Source organism: Nitrosomonas sp. Is35 (assembly GCF_033063295.1).
In the GTDB taxonomy this organism is placed as follows: Bacteria; Pseudomonadota; Gammaproteobacteria; order Burkholderiales; family Nitrosomonadaceae; genus Nitrosomonas.
Map to the genome: position 1 here is coordinate 1,283,246 of NZ_JAWJZH010000001.1, position 22,694 is coordinate 1,305,939.

Annotated in this window: 17 protein-coding genes; 9 read left to right on the forward strand and 8 right to left on the reverse strand. The window is 52.5% G+C overall.

Annotated elements, in window-relative coordinates:
* Window positions 1–32: 32 nt before the first annotated feature.
* The 4 genes from R2083_RS05900 to R2083_RS05915 all read right to left on the reverse strand — a co-directional run bounded on the left by R2083_RS05900 (window position 33) and on the right by R2083_RS05915 (window position 4,812).
* Window positions 33–701, reverse strand: a complete 669-nt coding sequence (locus R2083_RS05900) for an FxDxF family PEP-CTERM protein (RefSeq protein WP_317537844.1) — start codon at window positions 699–701, stop codon at window positions 33–35.
* Between the two features lie 335 nt (window positions 702–1,036).
* On the reverse strand, window positions 1,037–1,498 hold the full coding sequence (locus R2083_RS05905) for a BLUF domain-containing protein (protein WP_317530939.1): 462 nt from the start codon (window positions 1,496–1,498) through the stop codon (window positions 1,037–1,039).
* 32 nt (window positions 1,499–1,530) lie between these two features.
* Window positions 1,531–3,201: a bifunctional diguanylate cyclase/phosphodiesterase gene (locus R2083_RS05910; RefSeq protein WP_317537845.1), complete on the reverse strand. Its 1,671-nt coding sequence runs from the start codon at window positions 3,199–3,201 to the stop codon at window positions 1,531–1,533.
* A 345-nt stretch (window positions 3,202–3,546) separates the two neighbouring features.
* Complete coding sequence (locus R2083_RS05915; RefSeq protein ID WP_317537846.1) at window positions 3,547–4,812, reverse strand: esterase/lipase family protein; 1,266 nt, start codon at window positions 4,810–4,812, stop codon at window positions 3,547–3,549.
* A gap of 682 nt (window positions 4,813–5,494) precedes the next feature.
* On the opposite strand from R2083_RS05915, the gene R2083_RS05920 reads away from it, so the two are divergent.
* The gene (locus R2083_RS05920) at window positions 5,495–5,791 is read left to right on the forward strand and encodes a DUF1840 domain-containing protein (protein ID WP_317537847.1); all 297 of its coding nucleotides are present in this window, start codon (window positions 5,495–5,497) and stop codon (window positions 5,789–5,791) included.
* A gap of 118 nt (window positions 5,792–5,909) precedes the next feature.
* Here R2083_RS05920 and R2083_RS05925 read toward each other — a convergent pair whose 3' ends face one another.
* The 3 genes from R2083_RS05925 to R2083_RS05935 all read right to left on the reverse strand — a co-directional run bounded on the left by R2083_RS05925 (window position 5,910) and on the right by R2083_RS05935 (window position 10,886).
* The gene (locus tag R2083_RS05925; RefSeq protein WP_317537848.1) at window positions 5,910–8,714 is read right to left on the reverse strand and encodes a toll/interleukin-1 receptor domain-containing protein; all 2,805 of its coding nucleotides are present in this window, start codon (window positions 8,712–8,714) and stop codon (window positions 5,910–5,912) included.
* Window positions 8,715–9,007: 293 nt separating this feature from the next.
* Entirely contained in the window at window positions 9,008–10,519 is a 1,512-nt protein-coding gene (locus R2083_RS05930; protein WP_317537849.1) for a YifB family Mg chelatase-like AAA ATPase, read from the reverse strand.
* A gap of 70 nt (window positions 10,520–10,589) precedes the next feature.
* A complete protein-coding gene (locus R2083_RS05935; RefSeq protein ID WP_317537850.1) occupies window positions 10,590–10,886 on the reverse strand; it encodes an accessory factor UbiK family protein in 297 nt (98 codons plus the stop codon).
* Window positions 10,887–11,127: 241 nt separating this feature from the next.
* Here R2083_RS05935 and R2083_RS05940 point away from each other — a divergent pair, with 241 nt between their 5' ends.
* The 4 genes from R2083_RS05940 to R2083_RS05955 are packed head-to-tail and all read left to right on the forward strand — an operon-like array spanning window position 11,128 to window position 14,555.
* The gene (locus R2083_RS05940) at window positions 11,128–12,132 is read left to right on the forward strand and encodes an aminoglycoside phosphotransferase family protein (RefSeq protein WP_317537851.1); all 1,005 of its coding nucleotides are present in this window, start codon (window positions 11,128–11,130) and stop codon (window positions 12,130–12,132) included.
* Between the two features lie 19 nt (window positions 12,133–12,151).
* A complete protein-coding gene (gene murU, locus R2083_RS05945; RefSeq protein WP_317538978.1) occupies window positions 12,152–12,868 on the forward strand; it encodes an N-acetylmuramate alpha-1-phosphate uridylyltransferase MurU in 717 nt (238 codons plus the stop codon).
* Window positions 12,869–12,885: 17 nt separating this feature from the next.
* A complete protein-coding gene (gene pepP / locus R2083_RS05950) occupies window positions 12,886–14,193 on the forward strand; it encodes a Xaa-Pro aminopeptidase (protein WP_317537852.1) in 1,308 nt (435 codons plus the stop codon).
* Window positions 14,190–14,555, forward strand: coding sequence for a hypothetical protein (locus R2083_RS05955; protein WP_317537853.1), 366 nt, complete (start codon window positions 14,190–14,192; stop codon window positions 14,553–14,555). The genes pepP and R2083_RS05955 overlap by 4 nt, the downstream gene beginning before the upstream one ends.
* 36 nt (window positions 14,556–14,591) lie before the next feature.
* On the opposite strand, the gene R2083_RS05960 is transcribed toward R2083_RS05955, so the two are convergent.
* On the reverse strand, window positions 14,592–16,976 hold the full coding sequence (locus R2083_RS05960; RefSeq protein WP_317537854.1) for a penicillin acylase family protein: 2,385 nt from the start codon (window positions 16,974–16,976) through the stop codon (window positions 14,592–14,594).
* Between the two features lie 221 nt (window positions 16,977–17,197).
* Here R2083_RS05960 and flhB point away from each other — a divergent pair, with 221 nt between their 5' ends.
* The 4 genes from flhB to R2083_RS05980 are packed head-to-tail and all read left to right on the forward strand — an operon-like array spanning window position 17,198 to window position 22,692.
* Window positions 17,198–18,340: a flagellar biosynthesis protein FlhB gene (gene flhB / locus R2083_RS05965; protein WP_317537855.1), complete on the forward strand. Its 1,143-nt coding sequence runs from the start codon at window positions 17,198–17,200 to the stop codon at window positions 18,338–18,340.
* Window positions 18,341–18,393: 53 nt separating this feature from the next.
* Window positions 18,394–20,475 carry a flagellar biosynthesis protein FlhA gene (gene flhA, locus R2083_RS05970; RefSeq protein WP_317538979.1) on the forward strand — a complete coding sequence of 694 codons (2,082 nt, stop codon included), beginning with the start codon at window positions 18,394–18,396 and terminating at the stop codon, window positions 20,473–20,475.
* Window positions 20,472–21,803, forward strand: a complete 1,332-nt coding sequence (gene flhF, locus R2083_RS05975) for a flagellar biosynthesis protein FlhF (protein WP_317537856.1) — start codon at window positions 20,472–20,474, stop codon at window positions 21,801–21,803. The genes flhA and flhF overlap by 4 nt, the downstream gene beginning before the upstream one ends.
* Window positions 21,796–22,692 (forward strand): MinD/ParA family protein, encoded by an 897-nt coding sequence (locus R2083_RS05980; protein ID WP_317530922.1) that lies wholly within the window; start codon window positions 21,796–21,798, stop codon window positions 22,690–22,692. Before flhF ends, R2083_RS05980 begins: the two co-directional genes overlap by 8 nt.
* Window positions 22,693–22,694: the final 2 nt, after the last annotated feature.

The window sequence follows — 22,694 nt, forward strand, 5'->3', positions numbered from 1 at the left end:
GCGGGATTTGTGAGCAATGCAGTGAAATGCGACTATGCGTTTGCTTTTTTGCGGCGTGCTGCGAAACCCAACAATCCAAGACCTGCTAACAGCATGGCATAAGTTTCGGGTTCGGGAACCGGTGCGATACCGGCGACACCGACTGTAAATCCGTGCCAGCCTTCGGAGACATGGGTAAACGTGATGGAATCAAAAGAACCCGGCAGTCTGATCACGCCATGAACTTCACCGGAACCGAAGAATCCCGTGCTTGTTCCGTTCAGAATAGGTGTGCCGGAACCCCAGTATCCGGGACCGAAACTGTCGATCACGATAGGCACGCCAAAATCCACGGTATTGCCATTCCAGCTGACCAATCCGATGTATGGATCCACGACGGTTTGTGAAAACGTGATCGTGACTGTGCCACCTGTACTGAGTGCAACGATATCCGAAGCGGGTGGTGCATTATCGACGGTGCCGTTGGTATACGCTGTTCCGGTCCAAAAATTCGTTCCTGCACCGGTTGTTACGAAAGAATGTGCGCCGGTAGCGGAGTAACCGACACCGACCGAGGTTGATCCGACCAACAGATCGCCGGATGCTGAAAACGAATCGGTTGAGGTGGTCCAATCCGTCCAGGATACGGTTACCGCCAATGCGGATGTAGAGAAGAAAGCTGTAATGAGAGATCCGGCTGCGAGTTGTATGATGCGTTTCATGATGTTCACCTTGTGTCTGAGTGAGTAAAAATAAATCCAATTGCTGCCAACAATATATTCAACACTAAGGCGTTATGCTAACCGGTAAGACGGTTTAATGCTGTAGTCAGATGTTCCTTAATTTTTTAGGACGGTTGCCCTGGTTATGGGGTACACGATGCGTAAAATTTAGCCAGTCGGGCATTGGAACGGGGATCTGCGGTTACCGGAAATTGCGGCGAACATAAGGCGGATTGGAATGGCGAAGCGGTTTGCTGGCGGTACCGGAACCCGGAAAGTTTTCCCGGTGGGATGAAGATTTGCTGTAAAGCAATCGATAAGCGGTTTTGTCCGGGTTAAGCAATTTTCTCCAGGTCGCTGCCGGCTTTTTCAGCCGCGTATAAATGCACATGCAGCAGATCGTATATGCGTTCCCCGCTGAGTTGTTTCACATCGAACCCGGTTGCCAGCTGGATTTGCGTGAATTCCTTGCTGGCCAGCGTATCGTAGCCGATGTAGCCCATCGACCATTGCGAAAAACGGCGCGCGTCTACCGGCTCGAAATCAAGAACGACTACATCGCCATGGCGCGGATCGCACTGAATGCGCTCGAAAGTTTCCTGAATATCATCGTGTACACCTTCGAGCACCTGAGCAAAGCATTCCCGGTTGAACATGAGCGCGCCGGTAATACCGGATGCCGTATTGCGTTGCCGGGAAATCGCCAGTATCTGTTCGATTTCCTTATGAACATTTTCATTACTGCCGGGAATCGTGTTGCGACTTAAATAAATGAGCCGGTATAGATTTTGTGTCATGGTTGCTTCCTCACTGCGATGGCCATCGTAAACTATGATATGAGCGCTTGAATTTGTTCAGCCGGGACCGGTTTGCTGATTAAATAGCCTTGAATTTCCATGCAACCATTGTGTGCCAGATATTCGAACTGCTCTTCTGTTTCAACGCCTTCGGCTAGGGTTTTTATTCCCAGCGCGCTACCGAGCGTGATTACCGCCTTAATCAGGGTGCGTGACTTGTCAATTTGCATACGGTGAACAAACGATTGATCAATTTTGATTTTTGAAAACGGAAAACTGCTCAAATAATTGAGTGAAGAATATCCTGTGCCAAAATCATCCATCGCGACGGATACGCCCAGCGCCTGTATTTCCCTCAGTTGCTCCAAGGCGTTTGCTACATTTTTGATCAGCAAACCCTCGGTAATTTCCAATTCCAGGCGTTGCGGTGTAAGGCCGCTGGTTGAAAGCGCCGCTTGGACGATTTGTTTCAGGTTGCCGTTTTCAAACTGCATGGGTGAGACGTTGACGGCAACCTTGATGTCTTCCGGCCAGGTTGTTGCTTCCCGGCAAGCCGTTTGCAGCACCCACTTGCCGATTTCGTTAATTTCACCTGTTTCCTCCGCCAACGGAATGAACCGGACCGGCGATATGATTCCTGCGCCCGGTTTTTCCCAACGAATCAGTGCTTCAAACCCAACTATTTTTCGATCCTGCATGCGGACTTGCGCTTGATAAAATAACGTGAATTCCTGCAGAAAGAGCGCGCGCCGCAAGCCAACTTCAAGATCATGCTGTTCGCCCGCATTTTTTTGCAGGGATTGCTCATACAAGCGATAGCTCCCGCGCGCATTGTGTTTGGCATCATGCAGCGCCAGTTCGGCTTGTTTGATCAGATCGCCGCTTGATCCGGTATTCTGATGCAAAATCGCCAGCCCGATGCTGGCACTGATATTGGCTTGTTGGCCATTGATCAAAAAAGGGCGTTTGAGCAGCCCGATGATGCGCTCCGCCATTGCGGTAGCGGCTACGGGTTGATTTTGATTGATTTGCAGCACGACGAATTGATCGCCCGCAAAATGCGCCACGAGATCATCCGAGCGAACGATGCGTAACAACCGCTGTGCGGCAAATTTCAATAATTGATCGCCAGCATCGTGCCCCAGCGTTTCATTGATCCGCTTGAAGCGATCCAGGCCGATCATGATCATGGCCAGCGAAGCAGCGCCGGATTCATCCGGTTTCCAGTTTGCGATGCATTCATTGAGCATGCCGCGATTGGCCAATGGTACGGCGCTATGATTCTGTGCCTGATGGTTGATTCCGGATTGCGAAAAATTGCTGGAAGACAAACTCTCAACCATGATCAGCCGCTGTTCCTCGTTGAATGCGATGATATGCACATGAAGCGTTTTGTTATCGATGGTGGAAACCAGTTTGATCGTTTTCGTATGCCGCCTGGCAACGGCTTGCCGGAGTGAATCAGGTGCTGACGCATTGATGGCAGCGGTCAAATCAAACCATGTTTTATCTGCAACATCCGGTGGCAGGGCAAGTAGATTTAGAAAAGCCGGATTGGCCGATATGATTTTTCCTGCTGTATCAACCCAAGCGAATCCGCAAGACGAATCGATAGCCGTAAAATCCATTGCACTATGCTGCGATTGACGATTGTTAATCTTGAGCTCCCCAATGGCTGAATGATTCAGGGAATTATAAATCATTCCAATTCCAAACCGGGATGGCGAATGACGATGCGATTTATATGATAGCGATTAAAGCAAATAGCGCGTGTGACTTGTGCTGGCACAGCCGCCGATTAAAGGCATGTTGCGGGATTAATGAAACAGCCGGATGTTCGAGAGTATCTTGGATTGCACGCACCATGATGACACGGAGATGCCGCGAGAGGATCCTGACATCAAAGCCCGCTCAGCGGGTTTGATGCTTCGGTATGATTGGTGATTCGGAGCTGATTTCACGGTTCCGATGGCAATTCACCGGATTGGCCTTTCAGGGTCTTATGGCTTTTACCATCGTAACCATGATTTGACTATTTGCATTGCTATCTATTGTAAATTTCTCAAGATTTCTGCTCCTACATCAATATCGGTTGTTTCGCAGGTGTGTGTCTGTCCTACGCTCCCGACAATAGGCACCTTGATTTTGTTGCCGCATTCCCGGAATGGAATGTCAATTTTGGTTGACTTCAGTTCAAGCGGAAGATCCCCGGTTACCGCGATAAGATTCTGGGAAGTATCGGTTACGATTCCATCTCCCTCATTGAAATCCACTAAGCCGGTTAAAGTAGGCTGTCCCGTTCCAATGATTGAAACATAGGATACATTGGCCGGAAGGGGATGCGTAGCTAAGTCATTCAGCACATCCAAGGCTGAACTGCTGGGCTGTAGATCTTTGATTGAAACACTGTTTGAGTCGATATGGTAAGGTAGGAGATCGCAAATGCCGACTTTATCGAAAATGTCGAAAATATCGAAGTTAACGTGACATGTCTCGGCCCAAAAGCTCCCTTGATGTGGAGTTCCTATCGTAATGAGTCTCGCAACATCATCCCGGTACGGAATTGCCGTTGATGAATCGAACACGCGAGCCAATCCTTGCAGATATTCTCTAGCAGCAAGACCACCTGTGCTATGGCCGATCAGAAGGACCTTTGTGGCTCCGGGGTTTGCCTCTAAAACTGCTTGAATGATTGCTGCTAATTCCCCTCCTTGAACATCAAGGGGTAATTCCTGATTGTCAGAGAAATTTAAGGTGTAGAAGTTACCGGCACTCCCTGTACAGCTCATGGAATCCGCTGGGCAGCTGATAGCAACAGTTTTTGCGGCTGGGTTGAAAGTAGGGATCCCGCCAAATGTCCAACCAGCATTGCTAACGAGATAATCTCGATAAGTTGCCCATGTGTCCGCAGAAGAAGCGATACCATGAACAAAGATAACAGGATACGGCTTTTCTCCACACCCTGATTCTTTCAGCAACAGGGATAAATCCCCCATATCCCGCGGCGTGGCATCGTCTGGTCCTTGATAGTAGACATGATTGTCTGTAGAGGAAACAGCTACATACGCATTGGTGCCGGGGTAATAACGATAGATATAGGGTGACGAGAATTGCACGCCTGATACCGGCGGTGAAAACAGATTGGGATAGAAAGTTTGCGCCCAGTTCATCATGCACACTATGCCGGGCGGTGTTGCGGTATCCGCTTTCACTGCTGAATCACTAGCCGATGCGGTATTGCAAAACGTCACGAGCATTATCAATCCGAGTACGTGTGCTAGCAAGGAGTTGTTTTTACGTTGTTGGTTATCCATAGTATTTTTCCAAAGTAAAGAAGCAAGGCGGCCAATGATGAAAATTATCCATACTGAATAACCAGACCTCGAAACGAGGCTGTTATCGCATCAAAAGCTTTGAAAATACTATAAAGATGAATCTAATTGCGGTCGGTACGGAAACGCACATAAAACTCGGGTTTGTGAAAATCAGAGTGTGGGAATGCTGACGGCAACGGGCTTGGCCGCCGCAATGGACAAGCGAATTACTTCAATCGAGATATAAGGTGTGTGTGCCACCGTACAGAACTGATGATATTTCACGGAGATAATCAAATTTACTACTAATAATCCATTCGATTGAAATTAAAAAGGAGATCGCGATGCTTAAAGCCGATTATTTTAGCCGTATCACAAAAGGTGCCGGTTCGCTGCGGAGTATTCCCGCTCTGAGAAATCGGCAAGAAGGCAAAATGGGTTACATTCTATTGTGGCTTCTAGGCATTCCCCTACCCATCCTGTTTCTCGTCTTTCTGTTGCGGGGTTGCGACTAGTCCGGTAAATCAGGAAAGAAGATCTTGCAAATGACGCTTCCAACCGATGATGTGGTTTTTCTTGTCCCGGTATTGAATGATCGCTCAGCGGAAATTATGCCGGTTGCGGTATTAGTAGCGCAGAATGGGTAGGGTTGCGAACTTTTGATGCACTCGAGGAGAATGATATGCTCGTAACATTTACAACCGATGCTTATGCCGACATAACGATGTTCGGTGACGTTGCGCTTGCTTTGCTTAAAATGACGGGACACAGCAAGACGGTACCCGGCGCTATTCTGGCCGCGGATGTTCCTATGGCGTTGGATCGATTAAAAGCCGCAATAAACGCGGATAAATCTTCTCCGCCTGCTGAGAAAGAGAGCGAAGATGAACCGATGGTGAGCATGGCCGATAGAGCGCTGCCGCTGATTGATTTACTGACTGCGGCAGCCGAAGCTGAGTGTAATGTAATGTGGAAATAGTTTTCTATATCAAGAGAAAGATCTTCATCAGTATTTTCGTCAATCTTATTCAGGCTACTTGCTAAACAATACAAACATACCCAAACGTTGAAACCCTGAAGCGATAACAGCTACAGACTTATGAACTTTGCTGCCTGATTATGGCTTCGGCCTCTTCGAGTTCTTCCTTCCGGCGTCCATAGCCGCACTGCTCGATCAATTTTCGCGCTGCGGCAAGATCGGCGGCGGGCGAATCCCAAGGGTACGTTGTTTCGCGGAAGAAGAGGCGGGCGCGGTGGAGGTGAATATCAGCCATGTGCAGCCGCATGGGGCCGCGCTCGGCGATTTCCCAGGCCTCGTTCAAATCGGCCTGCGCACTCTCGGAGCCGGTCTGTCTGTCTTCGAGAAACCGCAGCCAGGCGCGGGTGAGGAGGCCGCGGGGAATATAGTCCTGCGTGCCGGCGCGGCGGAGGCCGGACACAGCGGCATTCAGTTCGCGGCGGGCGGTTTCAAATGCAACATCCCTTCCTTCCAGAATCGCCGCGTAGAGCGCGGCGCGGCCCAGCGTTAGGTGGTTGAGGACGATGGTGAGTAAGCTGAAGTTAAGCATGTTTACTGACCAGTCGAGTGTTTGCACCGCGCGCTGGGAGACGGTTTGTAGCGTCGCTCTGTGAGCGATAGATTCTTGCGGCGGCTTCAGACCGCCGCTACAGGTGGTTTGCCACGCGGAGTGCTCGGGGGCGGCGAGGAGCAGGTCGCAATACCGGAAGCCACTTAGCGAGTAGAGCAATGGGTAGTTAGGCTGCCGTTCCTGCTGCATTTGCTCGGCCTTGTGGAAGCGCGTCTCCGCCTCGGCCCGGCAACCCGCCTGGTGCAAGGCGTCGGCGTGGGTCGTGCGCACGCTCATCCGCTCAAACGCCTCGCCGCTGCGGTCGGCGTAGGTCACGGACTGCTCGGCGTTCCTCACCGCCCCAGCCACCTCGCCCAGCGTCAGCTCCAGCTGGCTCAGGTTGTTGGCGGCTTGGGCTGCTTGCTTCCATTGTTTCAGTTTGACGCAACCTTTAAGTCCAGTTCGCATCGGTTCAATGGCCTCCGTAAGCCTACCTAAGGCACTCAGGCGCGTGGCGGCTGCGCTCAGCAGCCAAAACTGGTCGGTTTCTGTAAGTTTTGTTGAGACACGACTCCACGGTGAATCGAAGAAGCAGGCGACTGCTCCCAAATCAGAACCGAACGCGCCGAGCTTGTCGAGGCTATAGTGTTTATTCCCACGAAGTGTGCGGCCAAAGTAAACATCATTACATACTTCCTGCTGCAACCCTGCCTGGCAGCCGTGGGCCACGGCTTGGTAGAGCGGCTGGAGGTCTTTGAGCGTGGGCTCGCCTTTGTCCTCCGTGGTCGCGCAGAGGTGTTCGTAGAGCCGCCGGTGCGCCTCGCGCCAGGTGTCGGGTTGTTGCGTGCGCAGTTGCCGGGCGAAGTATTCGCGCAGGAGCGGATGCGCATCGAGCGAGACGAACGCGCCGGACGCGTCACGATTCACCGTGAGCAGTTTCGTGGCTTCGAGACCGCTGAGGCAGAATTCCCAATCGTCGTCGGCCAGCCCGGCGAGCGGTTCGGTGAGCCCGGGGATGGTTTCGCACCGCAGGGCCGCGAGGCAGCCGTTGTCGGCGGGGCGGTCGAACAGACCCATGAGCCGCAGCACGGCCACTTCGCGCTGGCCCTCAATGCGGTCGTCGCGCAATAGCCATTGCTCGTAGGCGGCCATGGTCCGGAACGCATGGCCGCCGTCCATCTTCTCGTCGGCTTTTTCGAACTTCACGCGGTCGCGCCGACGGATGTCGCCGTCGAAAGCGCGTTTCAGGAAGCCGCCGAGCAGGGTCAGCGTGAGTGCGTGGCCTTTCACGTCTTCGACCAGCGCCGCGAATTCTTGTGCTGTGCCGCGCACGCCCAGGGTTTTGAGCAGATGTACACCGGCGTCGCGCGACAGACGCAGCAGCGGCACTTCTGGTGCGGTGGTTTGCCGGAACGCCCGCAAGTCCGGCAACGAATGCCGGGTGGTGACGATGCACAGGCCGTGACTGGCGGCAGCCAAGCCTTTAAGCAGCGCGGTAATACCTTGGTCCTTGAGTTCGCCTGGCGTGGGCGCGGTGGGTGCATACTGCAGCGGTTCGAGGCCATCAAGGATGAGCAAGCTGCGCCGCTGACCGACGAGGCGGGCTAGGCGCTGGCCTTTCTCGAACGCGCCAGCGCTGCTCGCAGCAAATTCCTTGTCCTTTTCATCCTTGGCAAAGAAGTTCAGCGCTTCCTTCAAGAACAGATCAGACGATGCCGCGACCTGATCGCGCGTGCCCTGGCTGTAGAAGCTCCAAGCAAAGGCGGCATCGCAATCGGGCCAATCCTGCCCCGCCAGTTCCGCGGCCCATTTGGCGATGAGGGAAGTTTTACCTTCACCGCCCAAGGCGACGAAGGTGAGGATGTGTGGGCGACCTTTCTCCAAGCGAAGCGATTTTTGCCATGCTTCGTTGAGGAGCTGGGTTTCTTCCTCGCGGCCGACGAGTTGGGCTGGAGCATATTTACCAATGCTAGCGATATCGAAACAGCGCTCGGTTCGCGTACGGGGACGGAAGTCTATAACGTCGCGATCACTGAAGCTCGGGGGCAGCGGGCAATCCTCGCGCCATACCGGGATAACGCGTTTGCCGAGGCGGCGAGCGAGTTCGACTTCCCGGCTTACCCAAACGGAGGAATTTGAGGCAGCAGTAATTACGACGACGAAGGTGTCAGACTCGGTAATGCCTTGTTCGATGCACGGCCAGAACTGTTCATCCGGCTTGATGGCGCTGACATCATTGAAGACATCATCGAAACCGGCTGCGCGCAAAAAGGATTCCATTTCCGCGACGAAACTGTCGTCGGCACTGCTGTGAGAAACGAAAGCGCGGGGCATCGGTTAAGTTTTGAGAATCATCTAATTTCAATTTGCTGTCATCATAACAAACTTGCTCAGTTCCACAAGCCGGATAGCGTGACGCTATTGACGCATAGTCCGACTAATTCTCTCCCAAACCCGCAAAACTGTTCGCCTCGGCACCCCAATACTCGACGGTATTATGCGTATCGCGTAGGTAGAATCGCAGTGCTTCCAGTTACCCGTACCGCCAGTGTCAGGTCCAGAATGTGAAATCAAAGACCAATATCAGGTTTTATGATCGAGTTTTAAATGATGATGCAAAGTGAAACCTATTGCTTATCCAACCGGCGATACTGAATCGCTTCCGCAATGTGCTGATTATTGATTCTTTCGATATCTGATAAATCTGCAATCGTTCGCGCAACCTTCAGAATGCGGTGATACGCACGCGCGGATAGGTTCAAACGGCTGATCGCTTGTTTCAGCAGATTCTCGCTGGCGTCGTCGAGTGCGCAGAATCGGTCGATTTCCTTAACGCTCAAGCGGTTGTTGGTTTTTTCTTGCCGGTCAAGCTGTATTTGATGGGCTTTTTTAACGCGCTGACGGATTACACTGCTTTTTTCGCCTGCTGTCTGTTGTTTCATTAGTTCCTGCTGCGGCACGGCCGGAACTTCAATTTGCATGTCGATGCGATCTAGCAAAGGGCCGGAAATCCTTGCTCGGTAGCGGGCGATTTGGTCGGACGTACAATGACATTTCCCCGAAGGGTGGCCCAAATAGCCACACATGCAGGGGTTCATCGCGGCAATCAGCTGAAATTGCGCGGGAAATTCGGCTTGCCGGGCGGCGCGGGAGATGGTGATTTTTCCGGATTCGAGTGGTTCGCGCAGGACTTCCAGGACTTTGCGGTCGAATTCGGCCAATTCGTCCAAGAATAGTACGCCGTGCATCGCCAGCGAAATTTCCCCGGGGCGCGGGTAGCTGCCGCCGCCGACCAGAGCAATGCCGGAAGCGGTGTGGTGCGGGGAGCGGAAGGGGCGTTTTTTCCAGTTATCGATATTGAAGCTACCCTGGCTTAATGATTGGATTGCGGCGGATTCCAGCGCTTCCGCTTCGGTCATGGGCGGCAGAATGCCGGGGAAGCGCGCCGCGAGCATCGATTTTCCGGTCCCGGGCGGGCCGATCATCAGCAGGCTGTGGCCACCTGCGGCGGCAATTTCCAGCGCGCGTTTGGCGTGCGTTTGTCCTTTGACTTCATCCAGATCGGGATAAACTGAGCTACTGGAATCTATGTCATTTGCCGCGGGATTCTGGTAAACCGGCAAGGATTCGTGCCCGCTCAGGTGCGCGCAGATTTGCAGCAGCGACTTGGCGGCATAGATCGTGGCGTTGTTGACGAGCGCCGCTTCGGCGGCGTTTTGTTGCGGTAAAACAAAACTCCGGCCGGATTGCGACGCGTTGTAGGTCATCGCCAGCGCGCCGTGGATTGGCCGCAGTTCGCCGGTCAGCGCGAGTTCTCCGGCCCATTCGTATTGATCCAGCTTGTCGCCGGGAATTTGCCCCGTTGCCGCGAGTATTCCCAAGGCGATGGGCAAATCGAAGCGGCCGCTTTCTTTGGGCAGATCGGCGGGCGCCAGATTCACGGTAATGCGTTGCGCGGGGATTTTGAATTGTGCGTTTTGCAATGCCGCGCGGACGCGGTCTTTACTTTCTTTGACTTCGGTATCGGGGAGCCCGACGATGGTAAAGCTGGGCAAACCGTTGGCGATGTGTGTTTCCACCGTCACCAACGGTGCTTGAATACCTGCCAGCGCCCGGCTATACAGAACAGCGAGAGACATAGGCAAGTCGCGATCCTAGGTACGGCTTGGAGCAGGTCTGAACGAAGTCAGATATGATGATTTGTGTAACTTACCCTTCGGTTTGTATTTGATCCGGCGTCACATTTCTTTCTGTTGATGCGGAGGTGGATTGATTAAAGCGCGCTTCCAGTTCAGCGACCCTGGCTTCGAGCAGGATTAATTTCTCCCGGGTGCGTTGCAGAACTTCCTGCTGAATATCAAATTCATCGCGCGTAACGAGATCAAGCCGTGAGAATGCACCCGATAACAGGACACGGATATTCTTTTCGATATCTTTGGCGGGGCTGTTTTGCAATATTTCGCTGACTTTGGTATTGATTTCGTCGATTACATTTTTGTTAAGCATTGATGTTCTCCTTGTTGATGACTTACCAGTTGATCAGCTGATTGGGATGGCTACGTGATAAAATCCAAAACACTTTTTACTTTACGAAAACGGATTATCCACTGTTATTGAATTGGGTTCCAGTTTAAACAAACTGTTAACAATCGCTGGTTATTGTGCCATGTTGCCACCAGCCGGTGAATAGATGGATACACTTAATTAATGCTTTGTTTTAATACCGGTAAATTATCCGGATACATCAATGGAACGTAAACAATTACTTGAACGTTGGCTGCAAGATCAATTTCCCGCGCAGCCGTTCACTTTGCAGCCTGCATCCTCGGATGCTAGCTTCCGCCGTTATTTTCGCGCATCGTTGGGCGACCAGACATTTATCGTCATGGATGCGCCGCCAGAGCAGGAAGACTGCACGCCATTTTTGCGCGTAGCGGAAATTCTGGCAGCTACCGGTGTACATGTGCCGAAAATACTGGCGCAAAATTTGGATCTGGGGTTTTTGCTGCTGTCTGATCTGGGCAATACGACATTTTTGCAGGCGTTGAATCACCAGCCCGGTGATGCCAGTCAGCTGTACGGCGAAGCGATGGATGCGCTGATCAGCATGCAATTGTCACATCAGGTGGAGAATTTACCGGCTTACGATGAAGCGCTGCTGCAACGGGAACTGGATTTGTTTCCGGATTGGTATATCGCAAAGCATTTGCAAGTGGATTTAGCGGAACCGCAACAAGCCGTTTTGCGCGCTGTTTTTTCCCGGATTTTGCAGAATAATCTCGCGCAACCCAGAGTATTGGTGCATCGCGACTATCACTCGCGTAATCTGATGGTGACATCCCCGAATCCGGGCGTCATCGACTTCCAGGATGCCGTTTTTGGCCCGATCACCTACGATCTGGTGTCGCTATTCAAAGATGCGTATATCCGTTGGGACGAGGAGCGTATTCTGGATTGGACCATCCGCTATTGGGAAAAAGCGCGCAAGGCCGGGTTGCCAGTCGCCGCCGATTTCGCGGAGTTTTACCGGGATTTTGAATGGATGGGCGTGCAGCGTCATCTCAAGGTGCTGGGGATTTTTGCCCGCCTGAATTACCGCGATGGAAAAGCAAACTATCTGAACGATATGCCGCTGGTGATGGAATATCTGCGCAAAGCATGCGAACGTTATCGCGAGCTTCATCCGTTGCTGAATTTGCTGGATGAATTGCATCCGGTTGAATCAGGTCAGAAAGTTGGTTACACCTTCTAAATCCATTCCCTATAAAGCGATGATTCTCGCGGCTGGGCGCGGCGAGCGCATGCGACCGCTAACCGATGCGGTGCCGAAGCCTTTACTGAAAGCGGGTGGCCATGCGTTGATCGAATATCAATTGCACAATCTGGCGCGCGCGGGTTTTACCGATATCGTCATCAATCATGCCTATCTGGGTGAAATGATAGAAAATGCATTGGGTTGCGGTGAACGTTATGGTGTTACTATCCGCTATTCGCCCGAGAAAGTGGTGCTAGAAACCGCTGGTGGGATAGCCAATGCTTTGCCCTTGTTGACGGATGAATCCGGTAGTTTGCCGTTTCTCGTCGTCAACGCGGATATTTTTTGCGATATAGACTATGCGGCGTTGCTGCCGGTTTTGCATGCGATGCAAACGGACATAAACCGGCGTCTTGCTCATTTGGTGCTGATTGACAATCCATCGCATCATGCCGATGGTGATTTTGCGTTGCAGGGCAGTCAAGTTCAGCTGATCGGTAACCCTAAGCTGACGTTCAGCGGCATCGGTATCTATCAAGCGCAGCTTTTCAGCGGCATTCAACCGGGTTTGCCGGTAAAACTGGCGCCGCTGCTGCGGCAGGCCATGACAGAAGGAAAAGTCAGCGGTGAATATTTTTCCGGGCAGTGGGTCGATGTCGGAACACCGCAGCGGCTTGAATGGCTGGACAAACAACTGCAATCGCGCGCAGAATCAACAGCAAAATCGGTTTAAGGACATCAAACTCGTTTATGACACATTTTCAACATTTCATCGCCCGCCGCCAGCTTCTGGCCAGCACAATGCAATCCGGCATCGCAGTCATTCCGACAGCGCCGGAACGGTTGCGTAACCGGGATGCGCACTATCCATACCGGTTCGACAGCTATTTTTATTATTTGACCGGCTTTCGCGAACCCGAAGCAGTGTTGGTCCTTGTTGCCGCGACTGATAAAACGCCGTCGAAGCATATTTTGTTCTGCCGCCAGAAAGATCAAGAACGCGAGATCTGGGATGGCTTTCGTTATGGCCCCGAGGCCGCCAAAACAGTATTCGGTTTTGACGAAGCGCACCCGATCGATCAGCTGGATGAATTGCTGCCCAAGTTATTAGCCGATCAACCGGCGGTTTATACCGCATTGGGATTGGATGCGGCGTGGGATCAACGCATTATCGGCTGGTTAAACCGGGTGCGTGAGTTAGCGCGCACGGGCGTTGCCGTACCGGCGGAAATTCATGATAGCCGCGCGCTCCTGGATGAAATGCGCCTGATCAAAGGCACCGATGAATTGCAGATCATGCAGCGTGCCGCGGATATTTCGGCGCAAGCGCATCAGCGCGCGATGCAGACGGTGCGTCCGGGTATGCGCGAATTTGAGGTCGAAGCGGAATTGCTTTATACGTTTTACCGGCATGGGTCACAAGCACCGGCTTATACGTCCATTGTTGCAGGCGGCGCCAATGCATGCGTGCTACATTATGTGCAGAATGACGCCGAACTGAAATCAGGCGATTTATTACTGATCGACGCCGGGTGCGAGTTGGATGGCTATGCGTCGGATATCACTCGCACATTTCCGGTAAACGGTAAATTTACCGCCGCACAACGCGATGTCTATCAACTGGTGCTGGCCGCGCAAGCCGCTGCGATTGCGCAAGTGCAGCCGGAAAAGCACTGGAATGATCCGCATCAAGCGGCATTGCACGTATTGGCGCAGGGTTTTATCGATCTGGGGTTGTGCCAAGGCAGTGTCGATACGGTGCTGGAATCGGAAGATTACAAACGTTTCTACATGCACAGAACCGGGCACTGGCTGGGCATGGATGTGCACGATGCCGGTGAGTACAAGCAGAAGGGCGAATGGCGTGCATTGCAGCCCGGCATGGTGCTGACCGTTGAACCGGGGTGTTACATTCGTCCGGCGGATAATGTGCCGGAACATTTCTGGAATATCGGTATCCGCATCGAAGACGATGTCGTGGTTACCCCATCGGGTCATGAGATTCTGACGCTAGCGGCGCCCAAAACAATTGCCGAAATAGAGGAGTTGATGCAATGAGCGACGAAGAAAGGAAAATTATTATCAGCAGAGTTTCCGAGTACCGCCAGGACGAATCAGGCGAATATCAACGCGTGCCAGTTTCTCCGGTAAATCGCTGGTTGACCTATGCGATACTCATTCCCGTTGTGGCGATCATGATCGTACTCGGCATTTTCTTTTTTGCCGCATTTCTTGCGCTGCTGGCGGTGGCCATTTTGGTGGTGGGAACACGCTTCTGGTGGCTGCGCAGGAAGTACGAAAATGCCATGCAGCATCCCGGCGATGCCAACCGGCAAGCGGAAACGGATCAGACCGTGATCATTGAAGACGCGCAGATCATTGAAGAAACGGAAGCCCGCAACGGGCAGAAGAAACATTAAGCCGGGTTAAATCAATCGATACCCGTTGATTACCGGCTATTGCGATGGAATCAATTTCATCTGTCTTTCAGCACCACCCGGAAGAAACGCCGCTGGTTTTCCGCTAACCCAGTTGGCGTGCCCGCTGCCGTAATACGGCGACAACGGGTGTCCGCTTTGTCCGCCGGGCATATCAAAATACCCTTGTTCTTCCTGCCCCGGCGCTACCACCGAACGTTGTGACGCGCCGAAGTTGGGCGATTGCACACGCGGCATGTTGTGATCGCCGGGCAGCGGGTCGTGCGGCATATCCAGCCATTGCGCGATCCATGCAGGCAGTTTCTGACTGAGCGGATGTTTAATTTGTGCCGCGTTCTGCGTACCCCAGTTTCGTCCGGTAATACCGCCATCCTGCTGCAATTGCGTTGCAACCGTTTGCGCGCAGCGGTACAGCAATTCATCCCAGGTTTTGTAAGGCACCGGAAGCAGATGTTGCGGCTGATGCTCGATCAATTGCCAGAGAATCGACTCGGTTTGGCTCAGTCTGGGCAGTTCAAAATGTTCATGATGCTGGCGCATCGGTGCGGCAAATCCGTTCAGCACAATTTTCATCACTTCATAACGGTACGCGCGCACGATGCGGTACGCGACGGAGTCCGTTGCAGCTTGTTCATTCCAACCGGCAAGCGCAGTTTTCATTAGCGGAATCCATGAAGCCGCGTCGTCTGCCGTGTCGAGAGTGGTTTGCAGTAATCGATACCAGCGGGTTAACAACAATGCGCGGTAATCCAGTTGAATGGCTTGCAAGTCATCCACCGTAAACTGTTCGCGCGCCCACAAGCTGTCACGGATTTGCGTGGCACGTGCGCCGAGGTCATAGCCGCCATTGCCCAGCAGCGTGAGTTGATCGCCCGATACGGTGCGGGAATTGGCCGACCATAATCGCTGCGAAGCGGGGTTGTGAAGCGCCGGATAGTGTCCAGGATCGAGCCAGCCATGCCAACCGGTATCAGGCTGCGACCAATCTGCGGGTATTTGCCCGTCATAATTGCCGGAACGGGCGGGAATGCGGCCCGCGAGCGTCCAACTGATATTGCCGTCGCGATCTCCAACGATGAAGTTTTGTACCGGAATGCCAAATCGTTGCGCAATTTCTGCGGCCTGTGCGGCGGTTTTGACTTGTTCCAGTTGGATCAGATTGAGATTGACCGCTTCCGGCTTCAACGCAGTCCATGCCAGCGCCAGCGGGGTTTTATCATGATCTTCCGCAATGACCGGCCCCCATTCGGCTTCGGAAATTGTCAGTACTTCATCCGGGGCGTTGCGGATGCGGATAGTTTCTTCGGCGATTCGTAACGGTTGCCAGCCGGCCGCGCCAAGATAACGTGTGTTATCGCGGTCATCGATTGTGATGCGCACCCAATCGGAAAAATCGCCGTGGCTATTGGTGAAGCTCCATGCAATGTGCCGGTTCGATCCGGTTACGATCAAAGGCACGCCGGGCAGGCTGATGCCGGTGATGTCGTGCTGCTGGCCCGAAGTGGTGGTATCGGGATAAATCAGCCGGGAGCGAAACCACAGATTCGGTACCCGTAACGTCAAATGCATGTCGTTGGCGACGATTGCGGCACCATCGGCTAACGCGCCGGAAACCGCGAAACTGTTACTGCCCGGGGATTGTTCCGTGTCCGGACGGCCATCCTCGAATAAATGTTTGTCCAGCGCTTGCAGGTTAATATCGGTTACCGGCGGGAGTTGTGCCCGGACAACCGGCGCATCCAGCAGCGGCGCATCCCAATCTCCGGCATTCTGCGTCAGAAATTGATAGACCGAGGCTGGTAGTGTTGCGCGCAACCGTGATAACGCCAGCTCCCGGTCGATGTTTTCTTCGTTCAAGGTGAAGAACATCGCATAAATGACCAAGATACTGTCCTCGTTGCGCCAAGCGACGGGCTGGTTTTGTGTCAGCAAGTAAGGAAACGGGCGCACCGCCAAAGCGGCGAGTCCCTGATTCACGCCGGTCCGGTAGGCATCCAGCACTTGCCGCTGTTCTCCGGAAAGCTGATTCAACACCTCGGTTGCGCGTGCGCGCATGCGGAATAACCGTGCTTTACGGTCATGTGGCGCTGCACCGGAGCCGAATAGTTCGGCCAATTCACCTGCCGCCTGGCGGCGCATCAAATCCATCTCGAAGAAACGTTCCTGCGCATGCACATAACCCAGCGCCTGCGCCAGATCCAGCCGGTTTTCGCCCTGCAGGGTGACACTGCCCAAAGCATCCCGGTCGATGAATACCGCGCTGGCCAAGCCGGGTAATGCCGTTTCGCCGTCATACTGCGGCAAGCTGCCACGCAATAATAAAGCCACTGCAAGCATCGATAAGCAGACGATTAGCAGGCTTGTTATCAGGAAGGGACGGATAAAACGTAACGTAGACTGCATAAGGAAATGAAAGTAATTAGATCGTTAAGTGAGTACCGATACGGGACATACATCAAGGGTGCAATATAATGCGTGAATTATTATCTAATCTATTGATACTAATAATTATTCGTTGTTGTTTTCAATGTTTCGATAATAAAGGGGATGATTCCTTCTTTATTCCCGCTATTGAATCCCAGTGTTCGCAATGATAATTCATTTACAGATAATTGGAGCTTGTCATGGCTGAAGATAGCGATTTAGAACGTACCGAGGAGGCGACGCCGAAGCGCATAGAGAAAGCGCGGGAGGAAGGTCAGGTTGCGCGTTCTCTGGAACTGACTACATTTACTGTATTGCTGGCATCCTCTGCCGGGATATTGTTCATGGGCAGCGGCATGATGGACAAGTTGCTGAAGATCATGAAAGCAGGCATGCACGTAGAGCGTGAACTAGCGCATCAGCCTGACTTGATGCTCAATCGTTTTTACCAGCTTGCTTTTGAAGGTTTGATCGCGATTGCGCCTTTGTTGTTTTTACTTCTGGTCGTAGCCTTCTTCGCACCGATGTCATTGAGCGGCTGGATGTTCAGCACCAAGGCGTTGATGCCCAAATTTGACCGTATTGACCCCATTAAAGGTATCGGCCGGATTTTCTCCGTGCACAGCTTGGTCGAGCTGGTGAAAGCGATTCTTAAAACGATCGTGATCGGCGGTGTCGCCGCGCTGGTGATTTGGTACAACAAGGAATCCGTGATGATGCTGCTGGCGATGCCTGTCGATCTGGGCATCAGCCGTACGGGTGAATTCCTGACGATGAGTTTTCTGCTGATTGTAGGTGCGATGATCCTGGTGGTTGTGATCGATGTGCCTTACAAACTCTGGGAACATGCCAAGCAATTGCGCATGACCAAGGAAGAGATCCGCAAGGAATACAAGGAAAGTGAAGGCGATCCATTCATTAAAGCACGTATCCGCGGTTTGCAACGGGAAGCCGCGCGCCGCCGCATGATGGCGGAAGTGCCGAAAGCCGATGTGATTGTCACCAACCCGACGCATTACGCCGTGGCACTGCGCTATCACAGTAACAGCATGCGGGCGCCGAAAGTCATCGCCAAGGGCGTGCATTTACTGGCGGCGCGTATCCGTGAAGTCGCCGAAGAACATCGTATCCCAATTCTGGAAGCTCCGCCGCTGGCGCGTGCTTTATATCATCACGCCGAATTGGAAAGTGAAATACCGGAAAAATTGTATACCGCAGTTGCCGAAGTGCTCGCTTATGTTTTCCAGCTGAAGCGCTATAACGAATACGGCGGAAAAGCACCTCAGCCGCCGGTGGATGTGCCAGTTCCTGCGGAACTGGATCCGGGGCAGCAGGCTGTCTAGCGGGACGGGATAACGTTGAACCCTATTAATGATCAGTTTTTATGGCCCACATTATGAATAATGCAGCTACATTGTCATCCGTAGGAATGCTTAATAATCTTAAGAATTTGGCCGGGCCAATATTGATTATTATGATTCTGGCCATGATGGTGTTGCCGCTGCCGCCATTCATTCTGGATGTGTTCTTCACTTTCAATATCGCGGTATCGATCATCGTGCTGATGGTCAGTCTGTATACCCGGAATCCGCTGGATTTCGCGGTTTTTCCGACCATTCTGCTGATTACTACTTTGCTGCGGTTATCGCTGAATATCGCTTCCACCCGGGTGGTATTGCTCGACGGTCATACCGGACCCGATGCCGCCGGTAAGGTGATCGAAGCGTTCGGGCACTTTCTGGTGGGCGGGAATTACGCGGTCGGTATCGTCGTATTCATTATTCTGGTGGTGATCAACTTTGTTGTGATTACCAAAGGTGCGGGACGTATTGCTGAAGTCAGCGCGCGTTTTACCTTGGATGCCATGCCGGGTAAGCAAATGGCGATCGATGCCGACCTGAACGCCGGATTGATCGGCGAGGATGAAGCGCGCAAACGCAGAGCAAATATTTCTCAGGAAGCGGATTTTTACGGTTCCATGGATGGTGCCAGCAAATTCGTGCGCGGCGATGCGATTGCCGGCATCTTGATTATGTTGATTACCATCATCGGCGGGTTGATTGTCGGTGTCATGCAACATGATTTGGAGCTAGGCGCGGCGGCAAAGAATTATACCTTGTTGACCATTGGCGACGGCTTGGTCGGACAAATTCCGGCGCTGATTATTTCCACCGCCGCCGGTTTGATGGTGAGCCGTGTCACTACCGACGAGGATCTGGGCGAGCAGGTTCTGAATCAGCTGTTCAATCAACCGCAAATATTGGTCATTACTGCGGTCATTTTGGGTGTGATGGGAATGATTCCCGGCATGCCGAACTTTGTATTTCTGCTGATTGCATCCATTTTGGGCGGAATCGCCTACTTCAAAATTAAGAACCCGGTTGTTAAGCCGGTTGAGACGGTGGTTCCGGAATTGCCTTCCATCGAAAAAACGGACGCAAGCTGGAGTGACGTCACACCGATTGATACGTTGGGATTGGAAGTCGGCTATCGCTTGATTCCTTTGGTCGATAAAGCGCAACAGGGCGATCTGCTGAAAAGAATTAATGGCATCCGCAGAAAATTCGCTCAGGAAATCGGTTTCTTGCCGCCGGTCATTCATATCCGCGACAACCTGGAACTGCGTCCGAATGCTTATTGCATCACGTTAAAAGGTTCGATCATCGGGCAAGGTGAGTCGTATTCCGGCATGTATCTGGCGATCAATCCTGGACGTGTCACCGCGCAGTTGCCGGGTTCCGCAACGACCGATCCGGCGTTTGGTCTTCCTGCCGTTTGGATCGAAGCCAATTTGCGCGAGCAAGCGCAAATCAACGGTTATACCGTGGTCGATGCCAGCACTGTGGTGACCACCCATATCAATCATCTGATTCATATGCACGCGGCCGAGTTACTGGGGCGGCAGGAATTGCAAAAGCTGCTGGATCATCTCAATGCGCAGTTTCCGAAACTTATCGAAGACTTGGTGCCGAAGTTGCTGCCGCTATCGACGGTACAAAAAGTTTTGCACAATCTATTGGAAGAGAATGTGCATATCCGCGACATGCGCACCATCATTGACGTGCTGACCGAATATGCAGCGCAGACACAAGACGCGATCGAACTGACCGCAGTGGTCAGAACTGCTCTGGGGCGTGCGATCGTCGATCAATTTTACCCTGCCGGATCCGAAGTCCAAGTCATGAGCCTGCATCATGAGCTGGAAAACATACTGGGTCACGTTATGCAGACCGGCGGCGGACAGGGTGCCGGAATAGAACCCGGGTTGGCCGATACCTTGTTGAGAGAAGCGCGTAACGCAGCGCAACAGCAGGAAAAACTGGGATTGCCGATGGTGTTGCTGGCGCCGGGCTCGATCCGATTCCTGCTGGCTAAATTTTTACGCCGCGCGATTCCACAGTTAAGAGTGTTGGCGCATTCTGAAATTCCGGATTCACGAAAAATCAAAATCACTTCCGTGATTGGAGGTAACAAATGAAAGTAAAACGCTATCTTGCTTCTACATCCCGCGAAGCGCTCCGTCATGTCAAAGAAGAATTGGGTGAGGACGCGGTTATTCTGTCGAACCGTAAAACCCGGGATGGCGTGGAAATCATGGCGCTGGCGGATTCCGATATGACCGATCTGGTGCAACCCCACACACCGGCTATACCGGCTAAGCCATCAATGCAATCAACGCCTTCGATGCCTTCAATGCCGCCGTTGCAGGGTATTTCGCATTACGAGCAAAGCAAAATGCTGAGCGCGGCTGATCCGTATTCAGACATGCTGCCAATGAGCAAAGAACCGGCGGAATCGCGTAAAACTTCGAGTGATGTGCTATCCGCATCCTTAGCCAAGGACATCATCGCCGAGATCCAAGCGATGAAAAGCACGCTGGAAGATCAACTTGCGACCGTGGCTTGGGGGAGTTTTACCCAACGCAGCCCAGAAAAAGTAAAGCTGTTACGCACCCTGCTGGATACGGGATTCAGCCCATTATTGGCGCGCCGTCTGATCGACAAGCTATCCGCAGGTCTCGATTACGAGCACAGCCTGAAACAAGCCATGTCCGCGTTGGCGTTTAATCTGCGGACAGCGGCCAGTGACGATATCATTGAAAAGGGTGGGGTGTATGCACTGATCGGCCCGACCGGTGTCGGTAAAACAACGACCACAGCGAAACTGGCGGCGCGTTGCGTGATCCGGCATGGTGCCGACAAGGTGGCGTTGCTGACGACCGATAGTTACCGGATTGGCGGTCATGAGCAATTGAGAATTTATGGACAATTATTGGGTATTCCCGTACGCAACATCAAGGATACCGAGGATTTGCAGCTGACGCTGTCGGAGCTCAAAAATAAGCATATGGTGCTGATCGATACCGTGGGCATGAGCCAGCGCGATCAAATGGTGGCGCAGCAAATCGCCATGCTCAGCAACTGCGGCGCGGATGTGAAGCGCATGCTCATTCTCAGCGCCACATCCAGCGGCAGTACATTGGATGAAGTGATTGCCGCTTATCAGAAGAACGGAATTTACGGTTGCATCATCACCAAAATCGATGAGGCTGCGAGCCTGGGCGTGGCGCTGGATGTTGTTATCCGCAGAAAATTGCCGCTGCACTATGTCGCCAACGGGCAGAAGGTTCCGGAAGATATTCACACCGCCAATTCACGCTATTTGTTGCATCGCATTTTTAAATCGGTGCCGGGTGATACGGCTTTTACTTTACAGGATGCCGAGTTCGCGTTGGTCATGGCGACCCGGAATACCGAGCCAGCACCGTCGGAAGAAAGATCATTAGCGGGATTCATGTATGACTAGGTTGATTTTACAAGATCAGGCCGCTGGCTTGCGCAACCTGACTTCCTATCGGAAGCGTGATCCGGCGCGCGTCTTTACCATCGCCGGCGGTAAATCGCGTGTCGGGAAAACCAGTGTGGTTGTGAATCTTGCGGCAGCGCTGGCGCAGAACGGCCAACGGGTTTTATTGATCGATGAAAATCCTTGCCATAACAATATCTGCACCAGTTTGGGTTTGCAGGCGCGCTTCGATTTACTGCATGTGATTCATAAAGATAAAAGACTCGACCAGGTGCTGCTGCAAGGCCCGGAAAATATCACGATCCTATCGGCGATGCGCGGCATTCATGCATTGAACAAGTTGAACCCGCTCGAACAGGATTGGCTGGTTAAAAGCTTTTCGGAGCTGACGGAGTCCGTCGATATCGTGTTGATCGATACCGCTATGACCGGCACGACGCATGTTCTACCGCTAAGCCTGGCTTCGGAACAAGTCATGATCGTGATTTCCGGTTCTGCGGCATCGATTACCGGTGCTTACGCGCTGATCAAAATCATGAGCCAGGAGTATTCCAAGCAGCATTTCCTGATTCTGGTGAATAAGGTTGAATCGGAAACGGAAGCACTGATGATTTATCAGAATTTATACCGGGTGGCGCGCCAGTATTTATCGGTATCGCTTGAATATGCCGGTTACGTTGAAAGTGATGAGCGCTTACGGAGCGCAACGCAATTGTGTAAACCGGTGATCGAGATGTTTCCGGTTTCGCAAGCGGCTATTTGCTTCCGGCATGTAGCAGAAAATATTTTGCGCTCTACTTGCCCGGATAAATATAGCGGGGGAATGGATCATTTCATGCAGCGATTGATTATGACGAGTCATTTGAGTATGGCTAATTTTACGGTGTGATT